This window comes from Actinoplanes sp. CA-142083 (assembly GCF_050942195.1).
Taxonomy (GTDB): Bacteria; Actinomycetota; Actinomycetes; order Mycobacteriales; family Micromonosporaceae; genus Actinoplanes.
Genome location: NZ_CP192076.1, coordinates 1180980 through 1207650 on the forward strand (window position 1 = coordinate 1180980; position 26671 = coordinate 1207650).

The 26671-nt window shown below is 71.7% G+C and carries 22 protein-coding genes; 13 read left to right on the forward strand and 9 right to left on the reverse strand.

Annotation, left to right across the window (positions count from 1 at the left end; all coding sequences use genetic code 11):
- Positions 1-3 precede the first annotated feature (3 nt).
- Positions 4-288, reverse strand: coding sequence for a DUF427 domain-containing protein (locus tag ACQPZX_RS05650; RefSeq protein WP_433375287.1), 285 nt, complete (start codon positions 286-288; stop codon positions 4-6).
- Between the two features lie 154 nt (positions 289-442).
- On the opposite strand from ACQPZX_RS05650, the gene ACQPZX_RS05655 reads away from it, so the two are divergent.
- The 3 genes from ACQPZX_RS05655 to ACQPZX_RS05665 are packed head-to-tail and all read left to right on the forward strand — an operon-like array spanning position 443 to position 3422.
- Entirely contained in the window at positions 443-994 is a 552-nt protein-coding gene (locus tag ACQPZX_RS05655; protein ID WP_433375290.1) for a hypothetical protein, read from the forward strand.
- On the forward strand, positions 991-2016 hold the full coding sequence (locus tag ACQPZX_RS05660; RefSeq protein WP_433375291.1) for a hypothetical protein: 1026 nt from the start codon (positions 991-993) through the stop codon (positions 2014-2016). The genes ACQPZX_RS05655 and ACQPZX_RS05660 overlap by 4 nt, the downstream gene beginning before the upstream one ends.
- A complete protein-coding gene (locus ACQPZX_RS05665) occupies positions 2013-3422 on the forward strand; it encodes a hypothetical protein (RefSeq protein WP_433375294.1) in 1410 nt (469 codons plus the stop codon). The genes ACQPZX_RS05660 and ACQPZX_RS05665 overlap by 4 nt, the downstream gene beginning before the upstream one ends.
- A 23-nt stretch (positions 3423-3445) precedes the next feature.
- Here the strand turns inward: ACQPZX_RS05665 and ACQPZX_RS05670 are convergent, their stop codons facing one another.
- The 5 genes from ACQPZX_RS05670 to ACQPZX_RS05690 form a co-directional block, all read right to left on the reverse strand.
- Entirely contained in the window at positions 3446-5251 is a 1806-nt protein-coding gene (locus ACQPZX_RS05670) for a SpoIIE family protein phosphatase (RefSeq protein ID WP_433375297.1), read from the reverse strand.
- A gap of 596 nt (positions 5252-5847) precedes the next feature.
- Positions 5848-6522, reverse strand: a complete 675-nt coding sequence (locus tag ACQPZX_RS05675; protein ID WP_433375300.1) for an activator of HSP90 ATPase — start codon at positions 6520-6522, stop codon at positions 5848-5850.
- Between the two features lie 27 nt (positions 6523-6549).
- A complete protein-coding gene (locus tag ACQPZX_RS05680; protein ID WP_433375302.1) occupies positions 6550-7617 on the reverse strand; it encodes a bifunctional DNA primase/polymerase in 1068 nt (355 codons plus the stop codon).
- A gap of 20 nt (positions 7618-7637) precedes the next feature.
- A complete protein-coding gene (locus ACQPZX_RS05685) occupies positions 7638-8675 on the reverse strand; it encodes a beta family protein (protein ID WP_433375305.1) in 1038 nt (345 codons plus the stop codon).
- 37 nt (positions 8676-8712) lie between these two features.
- Positions 8713-10014, reverse strand: coding sequence for an AAA family ATPase (locus ACQPZX_RS05690; protein ID WP_433375307.1), 1302 nt, complete (start codon positions 10012-10014; stop codon positions 8713-8715).
- 109 nt (positions 10015-10123) lie between these two features.
- On the opposite strand from ACQPZX_RS05690, the gene ACQPZX_RS05695 reads away from it, so the two are divergent.
- The 7 genes from ACQPZX_RS05695 (at position 10124) to ACQPZX_RS05725 (ending at position 14682) form a co-directional block, all read left to right on the forward strand.
- Complete coding sequence (locus ACQPZX_RS05695; protein ID WP_433375310.1) at positions 10124-10438, forward strand: type VII secretion target; 315 nt, start codon at positions 10124-10126, stop codon at positions 10436-10438.
- Positions 10435-11616, forward strand: a complete 1182-nt coding sequence (locus ACQPZX_RS05700; RefSeq protein ID WP_433375313.1) for a WXG100 family type VII secretion target — start codon at positions 10435-10437, stop codon at positions 11614-11616. The genes ACQPZX_RS05695 and ACQPZX_RS05700 overlap by 4 nt, the downstream gene beginning before the upstream one ends.
- A complete protein-coding gene (locus ACQPZX_RS05705) occupies positions 11616-11921 on the forward strand; it encodes a hypothetical protein (RefSeq protein ID WP_433375316.1) in 306 nt (101 codons plus the stop codon). The genes ACQPZX_RS05700 and ACQPZX_RS05705 overlap by 1 nt, the downstream gene beginning before the upstream one ends.
- A gap of 595 nt (positions 11922-12516) precedes the next feature.
- Positions 12517-13185, forward strand: a complete 669-nt coding sequence (locus ACQPZX_RS05710; RefSeq protein ID WP_433375319.1) for a hypothetical protein — start codon at positions 12517-12519, stop codon at positions 13183-13185.
- 97 nt (positions 13186-13282) lie between these two features.
- The gene (locus ACQPZX_RS05715) at positions 13283-13636 is read left to right on the forward strand and encodes a DUF2795 domain-containing protein (protein ID WP_433375322.1); all 354 of its coding nucleotides are present in this window, start codon (positions 13283-13285) and stop codon (positions 13634-13636) included.
- Positions 13633-14403, forward strand: a complete 771-nt coding sequence (locus tag ACQPZX_RS05720) for an SDR family NAD(P)-dependent oxidoreductase (RefSeq protein WP_433375325.1) — start codon at positions 13633-13635, stop codon at positions 14401-14403. Before ACQPZX_RS05715 ends, ACQPZX_RS05720 begins: the two co-directional genes overlap by 4 nt.
- A gap of 66 nt (positions 14404-14469) precedes the next feature.
- Entirely contained in the window at positions 14470-14682 is a 213-nt protein-coding gene (locus ACQPZX_RS05725; protein ID WP_433375328.1) for a helix-turn-helix transcriptional regulator, read from the forward strand.
- Here the strand turns inward: ACQPZX_RS05725 and ACQPZX_RS05730 are convergent.
- Positions 14665-16068 (reverse strand): hypothetical protein, encoded by a 1404-nt coding sequence (locus tag ACQPZX_RS05730; protein WP_433375331.1) that lies wholly within the window; start codon positions 16066-16068, stop codon positions 14665-14667. The genes ACQPZX_RS05725 and ACQPZX_RS05730 overlap by 18 nt on opposite strands.
- 114 nt (positions 16069-16182) lie before the next feature.
- On the opposite strand from ACQPZX_RS05730, the gene ACQPZX_RS05735 reads away from it, so the two are divergent.
- Complete coding sequence (locus ACQPZX_RS05735) at positions 16183-21252, forward strand: arginase family protein (RefSeq protein WP_433375334.1); 5070 nt, start codon at positions 16183-16185, stop codon at positions 21250-21252.
- On the opposite strand, the gene ACQPZX_RS05740 is transcribed toward ACQPZX_RS05735, so the two are convergent.
- The gene (locus ACQPZX_RS05740; protein ID WP_433375337.1) at positions 21238-22245 is read right to left on the reverse strand and encodes a septum formation family protein; all 1008 of its coding nucleotides are present in this window, start codon (positions 22243-22245) and stop codon (positions 21238-21240) included. The two genes, ACQPZX_RS05735 and ACQPZX_RS05740, sit on opposite strands and share 15 nt — an antisense overlap.
- A gap of 99 nt (positions 22246-22344) precedes the next feature.
- Here ACQPZX_RS05740 and ACQPZX_RS05745 point away from each other — a divergent pair, with 99 nt between their 5' ends.
- A complete protein-coding gene (locus ACQPZX_RS05745; protein WP_433375340.1) occupies positions 22345-22854 on the forward strand; it encodes an N-acetyltransferase family protein in 510 nt (169 codons plus the stop codon).
- Positions 22855-23001: 147 nt separating this feature from the next.
- Here ACQPZX_RS05745 and ACQPZX_RS05750 read toward each other — a convergent pair whose 3' ends face one another.
- On the reverse strand, positions 23002-24600 hold the full coding sequence (locus ACQPZX_RS05750) for a restriction endonuclease (RefSeq protein WP_433375343.1): 1599 nt from the start codon (positions 24598-24600) through the stop codon (positions 23002-23004).
- A gap of 367 nt (positions 24601-24967) precedes the next feature.
- Between ACQPZX_RS05750 and ACQPZX_RS05755 the strand changes: the two genes are divergently transcribed.
- The gene (locus ACQPZX_RS05755) at positions 24968-26662 is read left to right on the forward strand and encodes a sensor domain-containing phosphodiesterase (RefSeq protein WP_433375346.1); all 1695 of its coding nucleotides are present in this window, start codon (positions 24968-24970) and stop codon (positions 26660-26662) included.
- Positions 26663-26671 lie beyond the last annotated feature (9 nt).

Below are 26671 nucleotides of genomic sequence, written 5' to 3' on the forward strand. Positions count from 1 at the left end.
TGGTCAGGCCTCTACGTGCACGTCTTTGCGGAAGGCGACCCGGTCGCGGACGGCCTTGGCGTCCGGCTTCGGCTCCGGGTAATACCAGACCGCGTCCGGAGCGGTGTGCCCGTTCGATGACAGGGTGTAATAGGACGCCTTGCCCTTCCACGGGCAGACGGTGTGGGTGTCGGAGGGCACCAGCACTTCCTCGCGCACTGAGGCTCGGGGGAAGTAGTAGTTGCCCTCGACAACCACGGTGTCGTCGCTCTCGGCGATAACTTCGTCGTTCCAGATGGCCTTCGGCATACGGTCGAAGGTAGCGCGGAACGCGACGGTCGTCCGATATGCGAACATTAATCGCTATGGTGGGTGAAACGTGGTGACTCGTCCCCACATTGCCCCGTCGGTGTATGAAGATCTAGAGTCGACCCGCTGAGATCCCCCGACGAGATGCGGCCCGGTGAATCATCTGAGCACGCTACCGACCACCGGAGAGCAGGCACGACACGCGCTGCTGCTGCTCGGCGCGCCCGCGAGCGCCCGGCTCGTGGTGGACGTGCACGCGGCGCTGTTCGACGGCGACCTGTCGGTGCCGGCGCTCGCCCGGGAGAGGGTGCCGGGGCTGTGCGCGGCCCTGCGGGCGGATCTGAGCGCGGCGCCGGGGCTCATCGCGCTGGCGGAATGGCCGCTTTCACGGCGAATAGTCACTCCTGCGGCTCGGCGGGCCGACGAGCTGGCCATGATCGTGCGGGTGGCGGAGTTCGCCGCGATCACCCCCGGGCGGTCCCCGCTGAAGCTGCTGCGGGAGCTGGCCGAGCGCGTACCCCATGGGCCCGAAGCTTTTGATCTTGCGGACGCGGCGCGGGCCGCGCTGACCGACCCCGAGCTCGTCGCCCGGATCGCGGCGGAGGCGCCGGCCCGCGAGGAATTGGTCGCGCGGGCGTCGGCGCTGGCGGAGAAGCAGCAGTTGTACGGCGTGCCGGCGGTGCCGCATCAGCGAGGACAAGGGTGAGTCACCTGGATCGGCTGCGCGGATCCACGCCGGCCAAACGGCACAACGCGCGGACCATCGCGGCGCTCACCGGCAATCCGGGATGTGCGCGGCGGTCGGTACTGGACGCCGCCGGAGTGGACAAGGTGCGGCTCGCCGAACGAATCGGATTCCCGGGCAGTTTCGGGCAGTCGCGGTTCGCGCTGGCGCGCGGAAATGCCTTCGAGGCGATGCTGAAGGCGGACGATTGCGCGTTGTTGCGGTCGGTTCTCGACGTAGGTGTCGTGGGTTATCACGACCTCGGCGAGGACGCGGACGACACGCTGGGCGCGCGGCATGGGCGCACCCGTGAGCTGCTGGCTTCGGAGCGCTCGGCGCTGATCGACCATCCGCTGCTGACGCTTTCGGTGGCGGGGCAGACGGTTTATCTCGAGCCCGATCTGATCGCTTTCCAGAGCGAGGGACGGCTGCGGGTCGTCGAGATCAAGTCGTTCGCGATCGTGGACGGCCAGGCCGACGCGGCGGCGGTCTCGGCGGCCGCGGTGCAGGCGGCGGTCTACGTTCTGGCGCTGCGCGAATTGCTCGGGGAGGATCGGGTCAGTCACGAGGTCGTGCTGGTCAGCCCGGTCAATTTCTCGCTGCAGCCGGTCGCGGTGGTTTTGGACGTGCGGAAGCAGCTCTCCACCTTGCGACGGCAGTTGTCGCGGTTGTCGTCGGTTTCCGATCTGGTCGCGTCGTTGCCTCCTTCGGTGTCCTTCGACGTGGCGCTGCCTCCTGCCGCTCTGGTCGACTCGCTCGGTGCTATTGCTGCCCGATATGTTCCCGAGTGCCTATCTTCTTGTGAAATGTCGGTATATTGCCGGGACGAAGCTTCGGGGTCGACGGCGGCGCTGGGGCGGTCGGTGCGGGAAGCGCTGGGCGGGGTCGAGGAGATCTCTGCGGTGCTCGCGCTGGCGGGCGGGGCGGCGGCCGAGCCTTCACAGGCGGAGGCGGCGGCGCTGTTGCGGCAGGCGGCTCGGCTGCGGGATGAGGCGCTTTCTTGAGCACGATGGTCGCGCTGGCCCGGGCGCAGGCCTTCGCCGCGGGGCAGGCGCAACCCATCGCCACGGTGCGCCACCTGCACGTACATGAGCAGCCCTTGGTCTTGATCCCACTGGCCATGGCGGGCGAGGCCAACGCGCCGCTCGCCGCCATGCTCGGGACCTCTTTCGGTGAGCCGCAGCTGCTGGTGGTGTCGCAGCCGCGCAACCGGGACGAGCGGTTCGCCTTCGCGGCCTCGCTGGCGTCCCACCTGGTCCCGTACCTGACGTCCTTCGCCGTGGAGACCGAGGCGATCGCCGTCGACCGCGGGCGCGACGTGCGGTACCGCTTCGTCGACGCGCCGCAGGTCTGGGTGCCGAACACCGGCGGCGTCGACTTCCTGCGGCTGTTCGGGCGGTCGACCCGCTTCCGCCAGGTCGACGGCGATCACCCGGTGCCGCCGTCGGTGCCGCTGCTCGGGCGGTGGCTGACCTTCCTGGCCGGGGCGTCCGAGATGCCGGGGTCGGCGCTGCTGCTCAACGCGGTGCAGGCACTGGGGCTGCACTGGGCGACCGGGCAGAGCGGCGCGGAGGACAACCACCTGGGATCGCTGGTCGCATGGATCGAGTCGGGAGCTTCAGCCGCCCGAGAAGCCGAACGAGGACCGGTGGCCGGGCCGGCGACCGACCCCGAGTTCGACAACCACGTGCTGGCGCCGCTGATCGCCGATTCGGACCCGGCGCTGCCGTCGGTCCTGCACGACCTGCTGCTGCCGACGTGGGAGCGGATGTGGCGCTCGCTCGACCTGCTGCGCGCCCTGCCGCCCGGCGATCGGGTCGCCTCCCGCTGGGACGGTGACCGGGACACGTACTCGGCATACGTGCAGCACCTGCTCGAGGACGGCGCTCCCCAGCCCCGCCGGGACGGCGCGGTGGCCGCCGCCGCCCGGCTGCAGCGCTTGGAGAACGCGGCCGCCCGGTACGCGGTGCAGCGCGCCTTCGACGACCCGCTGGTGATGGCGGAGTATCGGCTGGCCGGCGCGGCTTTCGGCGGCGTCGTGACGCTGGCCAACCCGGACCGCGTCGACGACTCGGGCAAACGGCCCGTCCTCCGCCCGCGGATCATGGTCGCCACCACCGAGACAGTCCGGGTGGAAGCGGGCGCGACCCTGACGTCTCCGGCGCGACCGGGCCAGAAGGCCAAGGTCATCTCGGTCGCGCCGACCGTCACCGGCTCCGACGTGCTGCTGGAGCTCTCCGGCGGGATGGGGCGCAAGCTGGTTGCCGAGCCCGGCAGCGTCCCCGCGGTCGGCGAGAGTCTTCTACTGACGACCTTGAGCGAGGCGTACCGGCCGGGCGCGTCCTTCCCCGACCCGTCCGAGACTCCCTGGACACACGGCGGGCCGCCTTCGCCTTCGCTCTCTGCGTAGGCGGCCCGTTTGCCGTGTCTCTTTCAGTGCAGGCGGATCACCAGTAGCGCGATGTCGTCGTCGCGGCGGGTGGCCGTGTTGAGCAGCCGGGTGCACAGGTCGTCGATCGGGACGGTCCCGCTGCCCTGAAGCTCCCGCAGGAGGCGGCCGACGCCGTCGTCGATGAGCTGGGCGGGGTGCTCGACCAGGCCGTCGGTGTAGAGCAGCAGCGTCGAGCCGGGCTCGACCCGGCGGCGGTGGGTGCTGCGCTCGGTGCGGGGGAGCAGGCCGAGCAGCGGCTCCGGCGCCTCCCACCAGACCTCGACGTCGCCGTCCGGGCGGAGCAGCACCGGCGGGGGATGCCCGGCGTTCGCGAAGGTCAGGTCGTACCCGTCGCCGTCGCGCCGCAGCCGGGCCAGGACGGCGGTCGCGGCGGCCGGCATGCTGAGGCCGTGCAGGGCGCGGTCGAGCTGGGCCAGAAGCGGGCCGGGCTCGTCGTCGCGGCCGTAGGCGTCGCCGCGCACCAGGTTGCGGACCTGGCCCATGGTGGCGGCCGCCTCGATGTCGTGGCCGGAGACGTCGCCGACCGCGAGCATGACACTGCCGTCGGGCTGGACGAACGCGTCGTACCAGTCGCCGCCCACGGCCGTGCCGACCTGGGCCGGCAGGTAGCGGGCGTGCAGCTCGACGCCCGCGATCTCGGGCAGTTGGGGCAGCATGCTGTGCTGCAGCACCTCGGCGACGTGCCGCTGCCGCCCGTAGAGCCGGCTGTTGTCGACCGCGAGCCCCGCCCGGCGCCCGATCTCGACGGCGGTCTGCTCCTCGGCCTCCCCGAACGGTCCCCGCTCCGGACCGTTGACGAGCATGACGACGCCGACGATGCGCCGGCCGACGGGCGCGGTGATCGGCGCGACGAGGTAGGCGCCCAGCCCGATCCGCTCGGCGATCTCGACAATCTCGCCCGGGCTGATGCGCGCCCGCAGCGACCGCGGGTCGGCAGCGTCCTCCCGGATCGGCAGCGCCGTGCGCTGCACGGCCGCGACCAGCGATTTCATCTCGCGGGGCACGGCGGCGGCAAGCTGCGCGAGGCGTTCGGTCTCTTTCCGGTACGCCGGGTCGTGGTGCGCCGCGGACACGTGCCGCACGGTCCCGGAGGGCTCGGCGAGCGCGACCACGCACCAGTCGGCGAGCCGGCCCGCGACCATCTGCCCGAGCCGCCCCAGGGCCTCGTCGATGTCCATCGTGGCCGAAAGTGTCTCGGTGAGCTCGCCGAGCAGGCTGAGCTGGTCGTGCGCCGACTCCGCGCGCCGGCGGGCCTCGTCCGCGATCTCCCGCGCGATCCGCAGCCGAAGCTCGGACGAGCAGACCTCACCCAGCTCGACCAGCACCGCGATCTCGCTGCGCGTCCAGTCGCGCGGCTCCCGGTCCATCACCGCGAGCGTCCCGAGCACGTGCCCGTCGGAGTCGGTGAGCGGCACTCCCGCGAACGCCCGCGCCCCCAGCTCGTGCACCGCGAGGTGATCCCGCATCAGCGGGTCGGCCTGCGTGTCCGGCACGACGAGCATCTGCCCCGCCTCGACCACATGTCGGCTCAGTGAGTGGCTCAGCGGCATCTCGCGCGCTTTCGCGAGCTGCTCCGGCAGCCCCACCTGCCCCGGAAGGTACTGACGATCGTCCTCGAGCACCGTCACCAGCGCGACGGGCACGTCGACAAGCCGCTCGACCAGCAACGCGATCCGGTCGAACGCGGTGTCCCCCCGGGCACCCAGCCCAAGCCGCCGAACCGCCCGCAGGCGCTCCGGATCAACGAGAACGCCTCCCGCTGTCTCGACCAAGTCTCCCCGCAGCACGTCGCCCCCCGGCCGCCCAGACCTGACAGGCTACCGGCCCGGCAACCCGCTATCGACCCTCCGTTCATCCCATCCCCACCCCGAAACGGGCCCGATCAGACCCGCCCCCGGCCCCCACCCAGCCGTCGATCCACACCACCGCGCCCTCGGCTCGGCCCCGGCCCGGCCCTGGCCTCGCCCCGGCCTCGCTCCGGTCTCGCCCCGGCCCCAGAGTCCGCTCCGCTCCTGGTCCGCCCGCGGTTCGGCCCGGCTCCCGACCGCCTGTCCCGCCTCAAGCTGACCCCGGTCACCCACCGGCGTCGAGGTCCTAGCCGGACACTCCGTCTCCCCGCCGGCCGTCACCTTCCCGCCCCCTCTTACCAACGCCGTCGGCGTGACCACCCTCACCCCGCGCAGCAGTCACCGCGCCGCAGTCACCGCGACTGGCGGCACCGCCCTGCTGCCGCCGCGTTGTCGTCGCCGCGACGGGTCGCACCGAGCTGCTGTTCCCGTGCCGGTCGCCCGCGGCTCGCCATCACCACGCCGCTCTCACCGCGCCGGGCGGGTTCGCGTCGGCCTGGTCCGCGCCATCTGCGACCGCGCTTTCCGTGACCGGGTCAGTTGTCGGGTGACGGGTCGGTGGCCGTCGTTACCTCGGCGGTCGCGGCCAGAGGGGCCCAGCGCTTCGTCCACTCCTCGCGCAAGCCCTCGAAGGCCGCGTCGTCCAGGCCGAACGTGGACACCGTCACCTCCGTGCGCGCCGCGTCGGGGTCGTCGAGCGGGACGCGGCCCGCCACCACGATCAGATGGCCGTCGGCGTTCACGGTGGAGGCCACGCGGGGGCCGAACCGCTCCCAGCCGCCCTCGGCCAGCGACAACGCCTGCCAGCCCGTCGTCTCGCCGGTCAGGTACAGCGTGCGGCGGCGGCCCGTCGGGCGGGCGCTCAGCAGGTATCTCAGTTGAAGCAGGAACGCTCGCCATCCCTCCTCGATCGCGTCGTAGCGCTCGGGGCTCGAAGGGCCCGCACCCTCGCGGGACACGCGCACCCGAGCCCGGTCGTCGTCGCCGCTCACGTCCAGGTAGGACCCGTCGGCCCAGCCCATGCGCTCGGGCGCCAGCAGCGACGCCTCGTCGACGAAGATCTGCTTGATCTCCGCGTCCAGCCCGTCGTAGTCCCAACCGAACCATTGATGCAGCACGGCGGGTTGGGTCACGGCCTCCCAGACCTCGTCCCGGCCTGCGTCCACGGTGACATCCACGTCGTACGGCTTCAGCCCGCGTTGATCGGTCATGCCCCCATCATTGGGGCAAAACACGGATCACGCCACGCGTCGACCTGCTTCGGGATCAATCGGTGACCGTCGACCCGCCGTGAGCCCGGACCGGATCGTGCGCCGCACTTCGGCCCGCCCCAGGCCGGCCTGCCGGGCCGCCGCGTCGAGCTCACGCACCACTTCGCCCGCGTCGAGCAGACCGGCGCCGACGAGCCGTCCGAGCGCGAACGCGGCCCGGTTCAGCGTGTCGTTGCGCGTGCCCACCGGCGCCGACGCCACCCGATCGGACTCGGCAGCCAACGCGGCCCGCCCATACCGATCGGGATACCTGATCGCCCGCCGGACGCGAGGCCCGGCGGCGGCCACCGGCCCTTCGATCAGCTCGCGCAGAGCGGCCGGACCGACCGGCAGCCCACGCAACGCGCCCGAGCCGACCGCCAGGTCGCCGAGCGCGTCCGAGCCGACCGCCAGGTCACCGAGCGCGTCCGAGCCCACGGCCTGGCCGTTGACCTGGTCGCGCACGGCCGGGCCCTCGATCAGGTCGCGGACGGTCAACCCCTCGACCAGGTCGTGCATCGTCGGGCCCTCGACCAGATCGCGCAGGATGGCCGGGCCGACCGGCAGGTCGTCACCCGGGCGGCGCACCCAGCGGTAGTCGCCGCGCATGTGGCGGGACGGTGGGGCCACCACGTAGCCGCCGACACCGCGCCAATCCAGGCCCGGGAGCAGGCCCACCCGGTTGCCGAAGCCCATCGGGTGGAACCAGAGGTGCCAGCCGCCGCTGCCGGTGCGGACCCGGGGGCCGGGCGGCAGCTCGCCGCCGAGGAGGTGGGTCAGGCCGTGCCAGCCCTCGGCCGAGTCGATGTCGGCCACATCCATCGCTGTGCCGGTGCGCAGCCCGACATTTGCCTCGGGCCAGCGGGACCACCACACGTCGATCAGGCGGGGGTCGGTGGTTGCCTCGGTGAGGCCGTGTCGCAGCCGGGGATGCTTGCCGGGTCGGTCGCATCGGACTCCTCTGTCGCAGGAACAGCCGCCGCGCGGGTCAGGCGTGTGCACCGGCAGGACCGGGATCCCGTGCCGGGCGTAAGCCAACGCGGCTGTCAGCAACATTAGAACAAGCGTACGACAGTCTAGGCGCCCGCCAGAGATTCCAGGACATGGGCGATATGGTGCGATGTGCTCCACGAGATCCAGCTGGCCGAGCTGCCGGCGCCGTGCGCGGTGCGGGAGCGGCGGGCGATCTCGGCGTCGCCCCACGAGAAGCGCGCGCCGGTGGCCGGCCAGTGCGGCGAGCGCACCAGCGTGCGGCACAGGTCGTGGCAGCGGTCGTCGCTGCGGCCGCCGCGCCTCGCCCAGCGGTAGATCCACCAGTTGTGCTCGGCCGTGTAGCGCAGCGTGGGCAGCTGCCGGTGCCGCTGCACGCCGTGCCGCCGCACGGGCGAGGTCACGCCGTAGTCCGAATAGCCCACTCCGGGCTCGCTGAGCCGCGTCCAGACCCGCGCGTCGAGCCGGCCCACCGTGACCGGCTGATCGGTGGGCAGGTCGTCGAGGTTGGCCGGCATCGCTCCCGAGGCCACGCTCACCGAGCGCCACGGCATGCCGCGTGCCCAGCGCAGCACCCGGCGGCACTGCTCCTCGACCACGTCGGCGTGCGCCACGCAGGCGGTCTCGGCCAGGTCGATCAGCAGGTCGACCTCCTCCACCTCCAGCCCGGCGCCGGCCAGCAGCCGCCGGGTGACCGCGTTCGCCTCCGCCGGATTCCCGGCGTCGACATGCGGCTGAAGCCGCAGCACCGCCCGCCGCAGGTGCATCCGTGCGGCCAGGCCGTGGGCAGCCAGGCGACGGCCATTCTCGTACGCCCGGAGCACCGGCAACATGGCCACGCCCAGGCCGGCCAGCTCCTCGGCCAGGTCGAGCGACGGCAGCACCAGCGGGTCTTCCGGGTCCGGCACGCCGCCGAAGTCGATCGCGATGGCGCCCGTGCGCGGCGGGAGCTGCCGGATCAGCGGCGCGATGCTCGGGCCCGGCTCGAGCTCGAGGATCGGCGTGACCCGGCCCGAGTCCGCCGGCGTGAGGTGGCTGAGTGCCGTGAGCTCGCCGCGGCGCGGGCGCAGGATGGGACGGTAGACGTTGTCCCGGATGGAGCCCGCCGTCGTGAAGACCGCCATTTACTTACGGTAGCGGCTCGTGTCGGATAAGCGACACTCATCGACTTAAATGTGCAAGTATCGACTGATTTGCCTCCCAGCCGTCGGGGAACTTGACCGGCACATTGAGGTGCACCGGCTCGGTCGAGGGGTGCGCGTCGAGCAGCTCGGCGATGCCGGCCCGGGCCACCACGACGCAGGCGTGGCGGTGGCGCGAGGTCAGCACGCAGAGCCGGCCCGACTCCAAGTGGAACGCGGTCGCGTCGCGCCGGCCCGAGAGCGGGTGCAGCACGATGGTCAGGTCGTACTCCCGGCCCTGCAGTCGATTGGCGGTGTCGACCGTGACGCCGGCCGCCTCGGGTGGGAGCAGCGCCCGGATCGCGGCCGCCTGGTCGCGGTGAGCGGCCCCGATCGCGATGCGCGCGGGGGTCAGCGGCTGCTCGCCCGACTCGGAGGAGGCAAGCCCCTCGCGGGAGAGGGCTCGCCCGGCCAGCGTCGCGCAGGCGGCCGCCGCCTCGGCGTCGGTGCGGATGGTGAACCGCGGCGGAAGCTCGTGCAGCCCCCAGCCGGTGGCCGCGGCCGCGTCCAGCGCCTCGTCCAAGGGGTCTGACGGAGGCGTACGGAATAGCAGTGTTCTTTCGCCTTGTCCTGTGCCGGACCGGAAACCGGTGAACGGGTAGAAGGCCTCGGCGACCACGGACGCGGCCGAGTGCGGCAGGCGCCACGACACCGGCAGGCGATGCACGGGCAGGTCGGGATTGTGCCGCAGCAGCACGGCGACCGCGCTCTGCATCGGGTCCCACGACAGGCCCGTCCAGCGGTCGACCTCGACGGTCGAGAACGGATCGAGCTGGCCCGGATCGCCCACGAACAGCGCCCGCTGGAACCGGGGCGCGACGCGGAGCAGGGCGTCGGAGCGCATCTGGTACGCCTCGTCGACGATCGCCCAGGGCCACGTGCCCTCGGCGACGGTCGCCCATTTCGCGGCGGTGCCGATGGTGACCGCCGGCGAACCGAGATCGGCCACCTTCGCCCCGACGCGGCACGCTGGATGATCCCGTACGCGATCGGTGGGTTGGTAGTCGACGGCCGACAAGCGGCCCACCAGGATCTGCGGGGATCGCGCCCCCAGTCGCTCGATCAGATCGTCGACCTGCTCGTTGGTCTGCGCCACGATCATCAGCGGCTGCCCCGCCGCGGCGAGCTCGCCCGCCGCCCGCACCACCAGCGTCGACTTGCCGGCGCCCGGCGGCGAGTCGACCACGACACCGCGATGGTCGCCGATGCGCAGGTCACGCAGCACGGCGTCGACGACGCGCGCCGCCTCGGCGGCCGGGCTGACCGGCGGATTCGCAATCACCCGGGCACCGTAGCGCGGGCCACCGACAACTTTTCGGAGGCTGCGGGCTTGCCTGACGGAACTACTGTGTGTGCTCAGGCGATTACTGTGGATGAAAGCGGGTCCCCCCATGTTGGAGCAGGTGTCGGTGCGCCATCCCGACCTGATCACGCATGCCGCGACCGTCTCGGCCATCGGCGACCAGGTCACGACCGCCGCGCAGGCCGGTCGTGCGGTGCGGCCGGGCCCCGACGCGTACGGAAAATTGTGTTTGATGGTCCCCACGATGCTCGGTGCGTTGCAGGACGTGCTGGTCGGCGGCATCGAATCGGCGGCGGAATCGCTGCGCGAGACGTCGGCGCGGCTCCGCACGACCGCGCAGAGCTATGAGGCCACCGACCAGCGGCGAGCCGAGGTGTTCGACGCGATCCGGTCCGGCGGGTGACCCTCACGGCGAACCCGCTGGTGGCGCCGGCCGCCGCCGATTCGCCGCGCCCGTGGGCCGGGGTCTGGATCGCCGAGGACATCGAGCAGATCGCCACCGGCGTCAAGAACGGCGACTGGGTGTCGGGCGGCCTCGGCGTGGCCGGCGCCGCCTTGGACGGGCTGGCGCTGGTGTCGGATCCGGTGGGGGCGTTGCTTCAGTACGGCATCGCGTGGCTGATCGAGCACGTGAAGCCGCTCTCCGAGGCGCTGGACTGGCTGGCGGGCGACCCGGCACAGATCGCCGCCCACGCCCAGACCTGGCGAAACGCCGCCGCGGCGCTGACCACGGACGCGGACGCGCTGACCCGGGCGACCCGCTGGGACACAGTGGAGTGGACCGGCTCGGCGGGCGACGCGTATCGCGGGTGGGCGAGCGATCGCGAGCAGTCGCTGCGAGCGTTGTCCCAGGCGGCGGACACGATGGCCATGATGACCGAGGGCGCCGGCGTCCTGATCGGAACGGTCCGCCTGATGGTCCGCGACGCGGTCGCGACGGTGGTGTCGAGGCTGATCGCGTACGCGGGGGAATTGCTGGCGTCGCTGGGCGCGGCCGGGCCTTGGGTGGTCGAGCAGGTGACCACGCTGTGCGCGTCCTGGGGCGCGAAGATCGCGCGTTGGCTGCGGGATCTGATCGCGAGCATCCGCAATCTCCTCACTCGCGGCGACTGGCTCGGCAAGGCGATCGAGGAACTCAAGCGTCTGCATTCCGAGGTGTTCCCGGGCGGCGGTGGAACGGGCAAGAAGGACCCGCCGCCTGAGGGACGAGACCCGGAGACCGAGGCTCAGCGTCGCCACGCCCTCGGATTCGATCCGGCGACCGGCAGGCACCGCCCGCGCGAAGAGGAGATCGCCGTTCGTCTCGAGGAAGAGCTCGGAATCGAGCTGGAACGGGCAACCAAGGGCGACGTCGACTGGGTCGGCTCGGACGGCTACACCTACGATGCGGTCGGGAACTTCGACGCTCGGTTCTTCGATCGCGAATGGCCGAATCTGCAAACCAGGATCCTGGACCACGTCGAGAAGGCCGACCGCGTCCCGGTGTACGTCGCGCGGTTCACGCCCGAGCAGAAGCGACTTGTCCGCGAGTTCGTGGACGCCCATCAATGGGGTCCGAAAGTGTTTCTCCTAGGAGAGTGATGGCCGGAACCATCAGCCTGAGTCCGCAAGAGCGATGGTCGGTTGCGGGCTGGCTCTTCGACTGGACGGTCGAGTTCCTCGCCGGGCGCGTGGCCGAGCCCGAGCTGCGAGCCTCGCTTCAGGAGATCGTCGACGAGAACCTGGGGTGGCTCGGACTCGGAGACTTCGGACCGGATCGCGAGCGTGAGATGCGCGGGCTGTTGCGTGCCGGGGTCGTCGAAGCCGCGGACCTGACCTTCGGCGCCGACCTGGCCGACCGGGAGGCTGTGCTCGGCCACCTCCGGGAGCTGGCCGCCAGCGTCTGACAATGGGGATATTTGCCGGAGAGCCAGGATTCTCGGATTTGGACGGGGACCGTGTGCGGCGGTTTTGGGGGTTCCGGAGGATGCGGGGAAACCGGCGTAAGTGGCAAAAGCCGTGAGGACACCCCGGTCGCCTGGGTTGTGACGGGTATCCGACAGTTGGGGTGGTGGGCGCTTGACGGTGCTCCGGCGGGGAATGCGGAACAGATTCGGGGTGGTCCGGCCTATGTGGATCTCCCGGGTCGGCCGTGTGGGGCATCGATGGATCCGCAAGTGCTGGTGAGGGCGTGTGCCGTCACTGAGAGTTGATGTTTGCACGGTGGTCACCGCCCTGAAATATCGCAGTGATTCACTGTGGATGCGGGTGGAAAAGCGAAGCCGGCATGCAACTTGCACGTGCGGTTCGCCGTGCAAGTTGCATGTTTCGCAGCGTCTCGACCTGCTGCTCCGTCGTCGTGGCTGAGTTTTGATCGTCTCGCGGTATTTCATTCATGAGCGTTTCTGCGATGTGGGAAGCGAACCCTTCCAGTCGATCACCGGAAGTGGAACTCTTCTAAGCCAGCAGTAACGCCCGCGACACGGACGGTGGTGGTAACGAATGCGCCCAGACGTTCTGGTCGGTCCGAGCGAGTGGGTGGTCGAGCAGTTCGGCGACAAGGTTGCCGGCGAACTGTGGACCCGGGTTCCGGAAGCGTTGAGCACCGCGATCGACCGTGAGGTCAACGCTCACCCCGCTATGACGCAGACACAGGAACGAGTGCTCGCGAATCCGCGATGGCCGCTTCCGTACGAGGAGCTCGTGCTCTTCCTCGGCACGCTCCCCGGCGCCGAGATCATCAGTGTTCCCAAGTCCGTCTACCAGCTCGTCGTGATCAACGGGCACGTGGTCGTGCCGTGGTGCTACGGGCAATCCGCGCTGACGTCGATGCGTGATGTCGAGGTCGGGCGCTCGTTCGGCCGGCTCGCCCGGGAGCTGCTGCGCCGCTTCGGACCGCCCTGGCGGCGGTCGCAGGCCGAGGCGCCGCTCCCGCTGGACGCCGTCGACGAGCGCGAGGTCGCCAAGATCTGTGCGGCGATCGCGACGATCGAGCCGAAGCCCGAGGTCGTCATCGCCGGGTTCGCCGGTGACGCGCACCTGGGACTGCTGCGGGCATGCCTCGGCGAGATCAAGTCCAGCGACAACGGGCACCTCAACTGGAGCCACCTCGACGACCTGCCGCTGCCACCTCCCGTGATCCCCCGCCCCCGCCGCATGCAGTTCCCCTGAACCCGGCCTCTGACCCGCATCGCCGCGCGTAGCCGCCCTCGGTGGCATCACGTGCGGCGACGCGTTTGGTCACACCCTCCGGGGGAAGGCAACGGTCATGGAACGAGGTAGCAGCAAACACGCGGCCCGCGTCGACGACCGGATGAGCGACGAGGTTCGCGGCGAAGTCCAGGGAATTCCGGGCGGCCGCGCCGAGGAGTGGCGCACGACCGAGCCGCCGGGCGAGGACCAGCCCGGGACGACCGAGGTGCTCGACGACGCGGAATCCGAGCGGTTCAGCCGGTTCGGCCGATACGTCGGACTGTCGGCGCTGCCCGGCGACCGGGACGCATTGCGGCGCAGCGCGCAGGACCTGCAGGCGCCCGACGACATCCTCGATGACCTCGACCGGCTGCCCGAGGGGCAGACCTTCCAGAACCTCGCGGAGGTGTGGAGGGCGCTCGCGGAGTGACGGCGTCATATGTGGTGACCGGCGGCGGACGCGGCATCGGCCGGGCGATCGTCGAGCGGCTCGCGGGCGCCGACAACATCGTGGCGATCGTCGAGCGGGATCCGGAGGCGCTGAAGTGGATCGACGATCACCCGGCGGAAGGGCGGCTGCTGCCGATCATCGGTGACGCGTCGGACGAGGCGGTCGCGGCGCGGGCGGCCGATGAGGCGGCGGCCGCGGCGCCGCTGCGCGGGTGGGTCAACAATGCGGCGATCTTCCGCGATGCCTGGCTGCACGAGCGGCCGGCGCGCGAGGTGCTCGCGCTGGTCGGGCTCAACCTCGACCCCGTGGTGGTGGGTTGCGCCGCCGCGATCCAGCACTTTCTCCGCGGCGATGGCGGCGCCATCGTCAACGTCTCGTCGCATCAGGCTCAGCGGGCGGTTCGAGGCGCCTTCGCGTACGCGACGGCGAAGGCGGCCATCGAGGGCGTGACACGCGCGCTTGCGGTTGATTACGGGCCTTCAGGCGTACGCGTCAATGCGGTTGCTCTTGGATCGATCTCGACCGAGAGGTCGGACGCCTACGTCGCGGCCCTCGGCGGCGAAGAGCGGGAGCGATTCGACCGCGAGATCGGCCTGTTGCAGCCGCTCGGCCGGATGGGCAAACCGGGTGAGGTCGCGGAGGTGGTGGCCTTTCTTCTCTCCGGGCAGGCCGCGTTCGTGAACGGCGCGATCATCCCGGTCGACGGCGGCCGATCGGCGGTCGGGCGCGACCCGGAAGAAGCCTGAGATCCGCGGCGGGTTGGCACGTCGCGAAACGCGTACGGTGGTAGTCATGTGACTATTGTCGTGTGCATGGAAAAGGCGTTGCGCCTCGCCGGCGCGCATGAGGTTCGTGACCTGCTCGGAGTGAGCCGGCAGCGGGTTTATCAGCTCGCCGCGCGGGCGGACTTCCCGGATCCCGTCGCGATCCTGGCCCAGGGCAAAGTCTGGTCGATCGACGAAATCGAGCAATGGCTCGCCGACCATCGGCGGCCGCGTGCGGAAGCCCTACTCGGGGTGGGCTAGATAGGCGGTCGAGAACGGCTCGTGGCGGGCGCGCATGTCGGCGTAAGCGGTGAGCAGCATCGGCGCCAGCACGACCGCGCTCGCCACTGAGAAGAGCGCCGAGACCAGCTCGGAGGCGACCGTGCCGCCGGTGGAGATGTCGCCGGAGGACGCGCCGGGGAACAGCGCATTGGTGAACGTGCTCTCGACCAGGAAGAAGGCGACGTTCAGGCCGAGGAACACGGCGATCCGGCCCAGCGCGGCGCCGAAGTTGGCGTGGAACAGCTGGAACACGCGGCCGATGACGTTGCCCCGCTCGAGCAGGACCACGACGGGCAGGATCGAGAAGACAGCCGCGAGGTAGATCCCGGGGATGATGCAGAAGACCAGGCCGACCAGGATCATCAGGCCGGCCAGGAGGCCCCAGCCGATCAGGGCCGGCGTACGGCGAAGGCCGTCGAGCAGGGCGGCGCCGATCGAGTGGGGGCGGGCGGTCGCGGTCTGCACGAGAATGCGCTGCGTCGCCAGGCTGACGGTGAGGCCGAGCAGGGCGACAACCGCGATGAACGCGAGGAACGGCACGATCAGGTCGACGAGCTCGTCCATCGTCACGTCGGTGGTGTCGGCGCTGCGGAGGCGGTCGCCGCTGGCTACGTCCAGCCAGGCCAGCAGCAATGTGGTGGGTACCACGGCGATCAGCTGGATGATGACCATCGGACGCCAGGCCAGGCGGAGCAGGCGGAAGCTGCGCGCCCACCAGCCGGCGAAATCGGGGCTGACCAGGGCGTCGTCGGGGCCGGCGTAGTACTCGGGCGGCAGCGTGGTGGGGGCGCCGTAGGAAGGGCCGGGCTGGCCGTAGGGGGCGCCGGGCTGGCCGTAGGGCGGCGGGTATCCGGGCGGGCCGTAGCCGGGCGGACCGCTGGGCTGGCCGTATCCGGGTGGGGGACTGCTGGGCTGGCCGTATCCGGGTGGGGGACCGCTGGGCTGGCCGTATCCGGGTGGGGGACCGTAGCCGGGCGGGCCATAGGCGGGAGGGCCGGTGGGCGGCGGCGGGGTGCCGTATCCGGGCAGCGGCTGCGAGGGTCCGAATGGCGACGGCGGGCCCCCGGCGGCAGGCGGCTGGGCAAAGGGATCGGCCGGCGGCTGGCCATACGGATCGGCTGGCGGCTGCGCGAAGGGATCGGCTGGCGGCCGGGAGTAGGGATCGGCCGAGGGCTGGGCGTAGGGGTCGGACGGCGGCCGGGCGTAGGGGTCGGACGGCGGCTGCGCCAGCGGGTCGGACGGTGCCTCGGCGTAGGGGTCGGACGGTGGTCGGCTGGCCGGGTCGGGGTGGTCGCCCGGGGCCGGACGGCGGTCGTCGTCGGAGGTGCCGGGGTTCTCGGTCAACGTCAGCCTGCTCTCGTCCAAGATCAGCGTCGACACCCTATCGGGGCGGCCGGGACTTCAGGTTACGGCCCGGCCGCAGCATGGCCCCGGTCGCGCCGACGGCGGGGGAGGACAGCGCGGCCTAGAATCGGGAGGATGTCCGAGCAGCTGGAATCGCCCACGACGATCCGGGATCGGGCCGTCGCGGTCGCCGACTATCTGCTCGCCGTCCGAGCCCAGATGGAGCGTCCCGCGCGCACCGTCCCGGCCGACGCCCACCGGCTCGATGCGCTGCCCGACCATCCGGCCTGCCAGATCGGTCCGGCCGCCGACGGCACCTCCTGGCTGCGGGTCGGCCTCCCCGACCTGCCGCCGCCGGTCGCCGTGCCGGCCGCCCTGCGCCGCCGCCTGCGCGGCGACATCACCGCGTCCGCCGAGCCCACCGCCGACACGCCCGCGTCTGCCAAGCCCACCCTGCCGTCCGCCGCAGCTCACGCTGACACCTCGCCCGGAGAGCGCGGAGAGCCGGCAAGCGAGGACGAAGCCAAAGCTCCCGCCGACGACTTCGCGGACTGGCGTGATCGCGCCTGGCGACCCTGGGCCCATGCCACCGCCGAGGCGGAGAAGACCCGTGTGCTGCACCGGCAGCTCTTCGACCTCATGCATCAGCTCGACATGTCCGCCGCCACCACCGAGCTTGTCTGGGGGCACGGCCTGCTCGATACGACCATCAACGGCGAGCGGGTCCGCTACCCGCTGGTCGCGACGCCGGTGCTGATCGAGTACGAACCGGACAGTTCCCTGGTCACCGTCTCGCCGGCGGGGCCGAGCCGGCTGCAGACCGACGCGCTGACCGGGCTCGACGAGCGCTATCTCGCGCAGCTTCTCGCCCTGGCCGGGCCGGCGGGAACGCTCGAGGTGGACCTGTGGAACGACCTCGACCGGCGTGAGCTGTTCGAGCGGGCGATGGGCCGCCTCGGCTACGACCGGCTGATCACCGACGGCACGACCGAGACCGCCAGGCCGCACATCGAGGATGTCGGCGTCCTCTTCGCCCGGCCCAAGCAGCGGCTGCTCCGGGGCTTCCTGGAGAGCCTGCGCGACCGCCTGCTGGCCGGCGACACCACCAGCGTCGGCGCGCTGGCGGCGATCGTCGCGCACGAGCCGTCGAAGCTCCGCATGCCCGACGACCGCCCGGAGGACTGGCGGCGGGTCGGGGATCGCCTGCTCATGCCGCTGCCGACCAACGAAGCGCAGGAGTCGATCGCCCGCCGGCTGGCGCAGCACCGCAACGTCGCCGTGCAGGGGCCGCCGGGCACCGGCAAGACCCACACGATCCGCAACCTGATCTGCCACCTGATGGCGAACGGCAAGCGGGTCCTGGTGGTCGCCCAGAAGGAAGATCCGCTGCGGGTGCTGCGCGACGGCCTGCCGGAGGGGATCCGCGCGCTGTGCCTCGCCGTGCTGGGCCGCACGACCGACCAGCTGGTGCAGCTTCAGCTGGCGGCCCGCGAGCTGGCCGACCGGGCGGCCACGCTGGACAAGGAAGCCGAGGCCCGCCGGGTGGAGCGCCTGACGGGCCTGCTCGAGGACGCCGAGCGCGAGCTGGCGACGGCCCTGGGCGGCCTGCGGGCGATCGCCGAGAACGAGGCGGTCACCTATCCGATCGACGGCGTGCCGCAGACGCCCGTCGAGGTGGGCGCCTGGCTGCGGGAACGCGCCGCCACGCAGAGCGGCATCCCGGATCCGGTGTCGTCCGCGCCGCCGCTGACCGCCGAGGAGTTCGGCGCGCTGCTCGCGTTCGCGCACAGCCTGGCCCCCGACGACCGGGTGGCGGCGCTGCGCCGGCTGCCCGAGACCGGCGATCTCCCGGACGCCGCCGAGGCGGCGAAGACGCGGGCCGAGCGGTCCAAGCTCGAGGAGCGCGTCGCACGCTTGGCGTCTCAAGGTCTAGACCTCGATTCCGTACGCGCGGCCGGCGGCCCCGATACGCAAGACGACCTGGCTGCCGTGCGTAAGGACTTGCGGGACGCCTTGACCTGGCTGCGGCGGCGGGAAGGGGCGTGGACCGACCGGCTGGGGCGGCTGCTCAACGATCCGCATTGGCGTGCCGTCTGGGGTGACCACGTGGCGGCGACCGAGGCGCTGCTGGCCGAGATGGCGGCGCTGACCCGGGCGTTGGCGGGGCATCGGGTGACGGTGCCGGAGGCGTACGCGAAGGAGCCGAAACGCCTGCTCGCGCAGCTTGCCGAGATTCATCAGCGGTTCGCCACCGGGCGTGGGCTGAGCCGGCTGTTGCAGGCGGGGCTCTTCAAGCTGGCCGACGACGTGCGGGTCGACGGGGAGCCGCTGCGCACCACCGAGGACGTCGATGTCGTGGTGGCCTGGGTGCGCCGCATCCAGGCCCGGGGGCGGCTGGGTGGTCACTGGCAGGAGTGGATCGAGCGCCTGGCGATCGAAACCCCGCCCGGGGACGTGGAGATCTGGGCGGGCGCGTTGCTGTCCGACGCGGGTCAGTCTCTCGATTGGGACGTACGCCATTGGCCGGCGCTTGCCGAGCGCCTGGCTGTGCTCGTACCCCAGAATGATCTTGATCTTGATCCTGCGGCCCTGGCCGAGGTCGAGGCGCTTTTGGACGAGGCGCCCGCGGTTCTGGAACTTGATGATCTGCTGAGGGCGGAGCGCGAGATCGCCGAGCGGCTGCGGCCCTGGCCGGCGCTGGCCGAGGCATGGTCCACGCTGGAGGGCTGGGACGAGCGGGTGGCCGAGGTGCGCCGCCTGCAGGGCTTGCGTCCGCGCGTGGAGAAGTACGTCGAGCTGCGCAATCGGCTCGCCCGCGAGGCGCCCGAGTGGGCGGCGATGATCGAGGCGGGACAGGTGCCCGCGGTCTCCGGCAACGCCTGCCTGGACGCTTGGGCCTGGCGTAGCGCGCAGACCTGGTTCGACGAGGTGATCGGCAGCGTCGACCCGGCGGTGCTGGCCAAGCGGGTGGAGAACGCGCGCGAGAAGATCCGGCGCCGCACCGCCGACCTTGTCGTGGCGAGTGCGTGGCTGGAGGTGGCGCGCAGCCTCGACGACCGGCGCAAGGCGGCGCTCGCCGACTGGACGACCGCCCTTCGCAAGATCGGCAAGGGGACCGGTCGCACGGCGGCGGCGTGGCAGGCGCACGCGCAGCGGCACATGGAGTCGGCGGTCGAGGCGGTGCCGGTCTGGGTCATGTCGGTCGACCGGGCGATCGAGCAGTTCGCCGGCGGCGCCCACTTCGACGTCGTGATCGTGGACGAGGCGTCGCAGGCCGACCTGTTCGCGCTGCCGGTGTTGTCGCTGGCCGAGCGGGCCGTGGTGGTCGGCGACGACCAGCAGATCGGGCCGCAGCTCGGGTTCGTCGGCTCGGTGTCGGGGCTGATCCACAGTCATCTCGGGGACGTGCCGTCGGCCGAGCACTTCGACCCGGAGTCGTCGCTCTACGACCACGCGGTGCGCCGGTCGCCGGAGCGGATCCTGCTGACCGAGCATTTCCGCTGCGTGCCGCAGATCATCGAGTTCTCCTCGCGGCACTACTACGACGGCAAGATCATGCCGTTGCGGGCGGACCGGCCGTCGCTGTCGCCGCTGAAGGCCGTCTTCCTGCCCGACGGTGTGCGGCAGCCGCTGAGCGGGTTCGGCGACGTCAACGTGGCCGAGGCGGAGGCGCTGGTCCGGCAGGTCGCCGAGATCGTGAAAAATCCGTCCTACGACGGGAAGACGCTCGGAGTGATCTCGCTGCTGAGCACCAGCGGGCAGGCCGGATACCTCCTGCATCTGCTGCGCGAGGAGATCGGCGAGGACGAGATCCAGGCGCGGCGGATGCGGGTGGGCGACGCGTACACGTTCCAGGGCGACGAGCGGGACGTCGTGCTGGTGTCGATGGTGGTGTCGGACAACGATCCCCGGGTCGCGGCGTTCACCAAGCGCGAATATCACCGGCGGATCAACGTGGCCGCGTCCCGGGCCCGCGACCAGCTCTGGATCTTCCATTCGGTACGGGCCGGCTCGCTTCTCGCCGATGACGCGAGGGCTCTGCTGTTGACGTACGCGAACAATGTCTTTGATCTGGAAAGCCCGGCGGACCTCGCGCTGTGCGAAAGCGATTTTGAGCGGGACGTGTTCAAGCGCCTGGTCGCGCGAGGGTTCCGGCCGATTCCGCAGTTCCGGATCGGCGCCTATCGGATCGATTTCGTGCTCAACGCGCCGGACGGGCGGCGGCTCGCGATCGAATGCGACGGCGACACCTACCACGGGCCGGAGCAGTGGGAGAGCGACATGCGCCGGCAGGCGGTGCTCGAGCGCGTGGGCAACTGCGTCTTCGTGCGGATCCGGGGGAGCATTTTCGCGCGGGCGCCCGAGGTCGCGATGTGGCCGGTGTGGCAGCGGATCGAGGAGCTGGAGATCATGACAGTGCCGCGGCGGACCGTCGTGGAGATCGGGCAGTGGCAGGGGTCGGGCTCGTCCACGGCTCGCCGGCTGGTCGCCGGGGCCGCTTCGCTCGCCTCGATGGTGCCGTCGGACCGGCGCGTGCGGGTCGCCGTCTCCGACGAACCGCCCTCGGTGGAGCTGCTCGCCGCCAACCTGGCCGCCATCCGGTCGGCCCTGGCCGAACGGCCCGAGGTGATCGTCGGCGGGGACTGCGGCGTCGAAGTCGGGCCGATCGAGGCGGCGCTGGCCGATCATGGCGATGGGCTGGTGGTCGTGTGGTTCGACGCCCACGGCGATCTGAACACGCCCGAGTCGTCGCCGTCCGGAGCGTTCCACGGGATGGTGTTGCGAACCCTGCTCGGATCCGGATATCCCGAAATTTCACCATCGCAGGTTCTTCGGCCGTCGCGGGTGGTGCTCGCGGGGGTGCGGGCGCTCGACCCGGGCGAGAAGGAGTACGTCGAGGAGGCCGGCATCGCGCACGTCGAGCCGGCCGCGATCGCGACGCTCGCCTCCGTCGTGGAGGGGCTGGGCGCGCGGGCCGTCTACCTCCACATCGACCTGGACGTGCTGGACCCCGAGGTGTTCGCGTCGGTGGGCGCGCCCGAGCCGGAAGGGATCACGCCTTCGCAGCTGACCGCGGCCGTCCGGGAGTTGAGCGCGCGTTTCCCCATCGCGGGGATCGGGATCACCGAATACGAGCCGGACCGCCCGGCCGACCGGGCGGTCCTGGCGGAGCTGGTGCCTTCGCTTTTCTCAGTGGTGGATTGAACCGAAGAGCGGGCCTTCCTGGTCGTAGGCGATGCAGATGACGCTGCGATCGCCCGGCCACATGTCCTCGGACGGGTAGTAGGAGAAGTACTCGAAGGCGTACGGCTGCTCCACGTAGTGCCCGAGGTAGGTGTTGCACCGGTCGTCGGCCTCGTCGCTGACCTCGGACTCGCCCGGCCACGGGCGGTTCGGCAGGTCGAAGACGGCGAAGACCTCGCCGTCGTGCGCGGGCGTGCAGCTCACCTTCCGCATCGTGTCGTAGTCGTCGATGTCGTCGACGCAGTCGCCGGGGGAGTAACCGGTCGCGGCGATGGCGGCGGGGTCGCTGCCGCCGGTGCTGGTGCTGCCGCCGCCGGTGCTGCTGCCGGCCGTGGTGTCCGAGCTCGCGCCGCGCACGACGGCGACGGCGATCAGCGAGATGACGACCAGCACCCAGACGCCGGAGAGGGCCAGGCCGCCGATCGCCAGGCCGCGGCCGCGTTGCCGGCTCTGGCGCAGCTGGATGAGCGCGGTGATGCCGAAGGCGACGCTGAACAGGACGCCGCCGATGAAGCCGAAGACCAGCGAGGCGATGGCGAAGCCGTTCCAGCTGCCGTCCGGGTCCGGCGGGGGTGGTGGCGGCTGGCCGTAGGGCGCGACCAGGTAGCCGGGCGCGGGGAGATAGCCCGGTGGCGCCGGATAAGCGGGATAGGCAGGCGGGGGATAGCCGGGCGGCGCCGGGTAGGCGATCGCGTAGCCGGGCGGCGGCGGGGGATATGCGGCGGGGTAAGGCGCGACGGGCGGGGCCACGGGCAGACCGGTGGGGTCGGACGGCGGAGTCGGCGCGGCCCAGGGGGACGGCGCGGCCGAGGGAGGCTGCACGGCTGGCTGGGCCTGCGGCGGCACGGCCGGCGGGGCCTGCGCAGCCGGCTGTGTCTGCGCGGTCGGCGGGGCCTCTGCGGCCGGCGACGCCGTGGGGTCGGGCGGCGGGGCCGACGTGGGTTCATCGGGCACGTCAGGACGGTACACATGAGGTTTTCTCGGCACTGTCCCGGCCGCGTCAGACGCGGTGTCGGCTTGACCGCCGGCGGCCGGCCGCGTTGACTGCCGATCATGCTGGTCCGCCGGGTCGCGCACGACCTCACCGAGCGGGAGCTCTACGACGCCGCCGGCCTGCTGGAGCGTCTGGTCGCCGGTGGGGCCGCGCTGGGCTGGGTCGACCCGCCGCCGGCCGGCGAGGTCCGCGACCTGCTCACCGGGCTGGCCGAGGACGACGACGCGGTGCTGGTCGTCGCCGGTGAACAGGGCCGCCTGCACGGTCTCGGCTACTGGCGGCGCTACGACCGGCCCACCCACCGGCCGCACGCCGACGTCGAGAAGGTCGCCGTCGACCCCGCCCACCAGGGGCGCGGACTCGGCCGCCGGATCATGATCGAGCTCATCGCGGCGGCCCGCGAGGCCGGCGTCGAGGTGCTCACCCTCGACCAGCGCGGCGACAACCTCCGCGCCGCCGCGCTCTACGAATCCCTCGGCTTCCGTCAATACGGACGTTTGGAGCGCTTCGTCGCGGTCGGCGACCAGCGCTGGGACAAGCTGTTCTACGCCCTGCGGCTAGCCGACTAGGTCCTGTTTCGTAACCCGGCCATGTGCGAGGCGAGGCCCAGGGGTCGGCTGGCGTCGCCCGCAGGGCGGTCGCATCCCGGTGTTGGATGTGGCCGTTCTGCGGGTGCCGTCAGGCGGCGCCTGGGCCACGCCGCAGCCCTGGTCGGGTTACGAAACAGGACCTAGCTCGATGCGGGCCTTGATGCGGCAGTGGCTGGCCAGCAGCGTCACCAGGGCCGGGCCGTCGATCAGCTCGAGCGGACGGCCGGCCAGCGCGTCGTACGCGTCGGGCTCGATGCCTCTCAGCGAGACCAGGATGCCCTTGGTCGCGCCCGCCGCCGTCACCGCGCCCGCCAGGGCGTGCACGTCGGGCGCGCCGGCCGGGGCGCCGCGGCCCGCGTGCACCACGACCCGGCCGCCGAAGATCGGGCGCGGGTCGGTGGCCAGCCAGTGCGAGCCGTCGTCGGCGCGCTCGGCCAGTCCCATGTCGAGGCCCATCACGCCGAACAGGTCGGTCAGCTGCTTTTCCCAAGCCGCGTCGGTCAGCGTGACCAGGTTGGGGCGCTCGTCGATGTCGGCGAGCACGTTGAACTCCTCGGTGAAGTCGCGGTCGGCGTCCCGCTCGAAGTCGACCTTCGGAGTGACGCCGGTCAGCTCGTCGGGGGTGGCGGAGAGCGCGCCCTGCAGGTGCCGCAGGCAGGCGACCGGGTCGACCCGGCGCAGCTTGATCGCGGCGAAAGTGTCCCGGTCGGTCCGCACCGACACCAGGCAGGGGCGTACGAAGCGGCCGGTGCGCCGGTCGATCGCGTCGACGATGCCGTTGAACGACGCCTGCCGGACCAGGCCGCCGCGGTCCGCCTCGATGATCTCGTGGATGGTCCGCAGCGTGACCCGGGCGATGATGTCCACGTAGCGGCGGCGGATCTCGTCCTCGTCGCGCGGGATCGCGGTCAGGTCGTTGCGGAGCCGGTCGTAGCGGTACTCCTTCACGATCGGCACGACCTCGATCGGGGGCAGGTGGTACTCGATCAGGAGGTGCCTCTGCTTGGGCAGGTACGCCAGGCGGAAGTGCTGCGGGAAGTCGTCGGGGTAGACCGAGTTGCCCAGCACCATCGCGAAGTACTCGACCACCGACGACGGGTCGGCGTCGGCCACCGCCGCCGCGAAGCGGTCGACCTCCGCGTTGTAGGCCGTCATCTTGGCCTCATATTTGCGCTTGCTCTCGTCGTACGCCCTCTTGCGCGCCTGCAACTGCTGTTTGCGCCGCGCCTCGGTCTCGACCCACCGGGCTCGCGCCTGCTCGTAGGCGCGCCGCGCGTTCGCCGTCTGCTGCTGGTGCAACGGTCCGCCGAGCAGCTTGCCCACCCCGCGCGGCTGCGGCGGCACGTAGCTCTGCCAGCTCGGCTCGGGCAGCGGGCGGCCCAGCGGGCCCGGGTCGAACGGTGGCACCTTGAGCGGCTTCTTGAACTGGTCGAGATCGATGTGATCGTCCACGTCCAGGGTGGAGAGCAGCAGCGCGTCCAGATCGCTCAGCCGCGCGCGCACCTCGGCGTTGGCGGCGGCCGCGTCCGCGTTGCGCGCCTCGACGTACAGCCGCTGGCGCTCACGCTGCCGCTCCGCGTCGGACGCCGCCTGCTGCGCCGCCGCGATCGCGTGATCGGCGTTGCGCCTGATCAGATCGCGCTGCTGCGCGGCGGCGGTGTTCGCCCGCTGGTCGGCGGCCACCTGCGTGGCGCGCGCCCGCTGCATGTCCCGGATGATGCCCATGCCTCGTCCTCGCTCCGCGTCGGGTCCAACCCACCATATCCGGCGTTTCCGGATCTCCGTTACGCGCCGCGTGCTCTGTGGAGCTGTGCGTGCATGGTCCTCGCCGAGGCGGGGTAGGGAATCGCACATGGTTCCATAGTCAGCACGACCAGTAACTGTCCGTCATGGTGTCGACCGTGATCTGGGGCCAGAATTACGCAGCGCTGTGGTCATCCGATCGGTTGAATCCCTACTCTGATCGGGCTAAGACCTGCAGTTGGGGGCGTTGTTCGGCGGTCAGGCAAAACATTGACGCGACTGGGCCCTGTTATCCGCTGCACGTGACGGGTGGTAATAGGTCGGGGCCGAGGGGGGAGGTGGACGACGCATGGCGATGCCGTCTGTCCCGCCTTCGCCGCGCCCGCCCGCCGACGACCTGACCGGGAGCGCCTGGTTCTCGTACACCGCTACGGGTGACCACATCGCCTGGTCGAAGCCGCTGCTCGACATGCTCGGCCAGCCGCCCACCCAGAACGAGATCAGCCGCAAGGTCCTCACCCGCTACGTGCACCGCGACGACCATGCCAAGGCGCTCGGTGCGATCACTCAGGCGTGGACGTCCCGGGTGCCGGTGCGCACCACCGTGCGGCTGATGCGCGCCGACGGCGGATGGTTCGACGTGGACTGCCGGCTCGAGCCGGTGAAGAGCCCGGACGGCACCGTCCGCGGCATCCGCGGGACGGTGACCGATGTCTCGGTCCGCGAGCGCGAGCGCCGCGAGCTCGCCCGCCTGGCCCGCCGGGGCGAGACCGTCCAGGCCTCCCTGGTCGACCCCGACCCGGCCACCGGCCTGCTGACCCGGGCCCGGTTCGTCGACGAGATCGACCGGGCCCAGCGCCGCGGCGGCGGGGCCATCCTGATCATCCGGGTGCAGCCGTCGCGGGGCGACGGCGGTGGCGGGCTGCGTCCCGAGCTGCGGCCCGAGCTGGGCGCCGACCTGCTGCACCGGGCCGCCCGGGTGCTCGAGGGCGTGGTGCAGGACGGCGCGCTGCTCGGCCGGGTCGGGCCCAGCGAGATCGGCCTGCTGCTGCCCGGCACCTCCTGGCCGATGGCCCGGCGCGAGGCCGAGGTGCTGGTCGACGCGCTGCGCTCGCAGACCTTCGTGCTCCCCGACAGCTGGCTGCGGGCGAGCGCGTGGGGCGGGCTCGTGCGGTTCACGCCGGACGCCGAGGCCGGCAGCCACGAGGTGCTGATCGACGCCGAGCACGCCTGGCGGGAGTCCCGCGACGACGACCGCCCGCTCACCGTGGTCGCGCACCCGGTGCCGCGCCGCGACCGGCGCGGCTCCTACCGCACGCGGGTCGCCGACGCGCTCGGCACCGACCGGTTCACCCTGTACGCCCAGCCGATCCTCGACCTGCAGAGCAACGCGGTCACCCGGCACGAGCTGCTGCTGCGGGTGCTCGACGAGTCCGAGGGCCCGCAGTCGCCGATCCAGGTGCTGGACACCGCCGAGCGGCTCGACGCCGTCTACGACATCGACCTGTGGGTGGTCGAGCGGGCCATGCAGCTCGCCGCCGAGGAGCCCGGCCGGTGCCTGCAGATCAACCTGTCCGGCCGCTCGGTCGGCGACCCGCGGCTCACCGACGAGGTGGAGCGGCTGATCGACCGGTACGACGTCAACCCCGCCCAGCTCACCTTCGAGATCACCGAGACCGCGCTGATCGGCAACCTGAGCGAGGCCCGCCGCTTCGCCGACCGGGTCCGCGACCTGGGCTGCGAGCTGGCCCTCGACGACTTCGGGTCGGGCTACGCGTCGTTCCGCTACCTGCGGATCTTCCCGATCGACCTGGTCAAGATCGACGGGGAGTACGTGGTGGACCTCGTCGAGAACCCGCAGGACCAGGTGCTGGTGCGGGCGCTGGTGCAGGTCTGCCAGGCGTACGGGATCCACACCGTCGCCGAGTTCGTGCAGGACGAGCCCACCCTGCGGCTGCTGCGCGAGCTGGGCGTCGACTACGTCCAGGGTTACCTCATCGGCCGGCCCGCGCCGCTGCCGGCGGGACGGTTGCCGAGTCCCTGACCTGGGTAT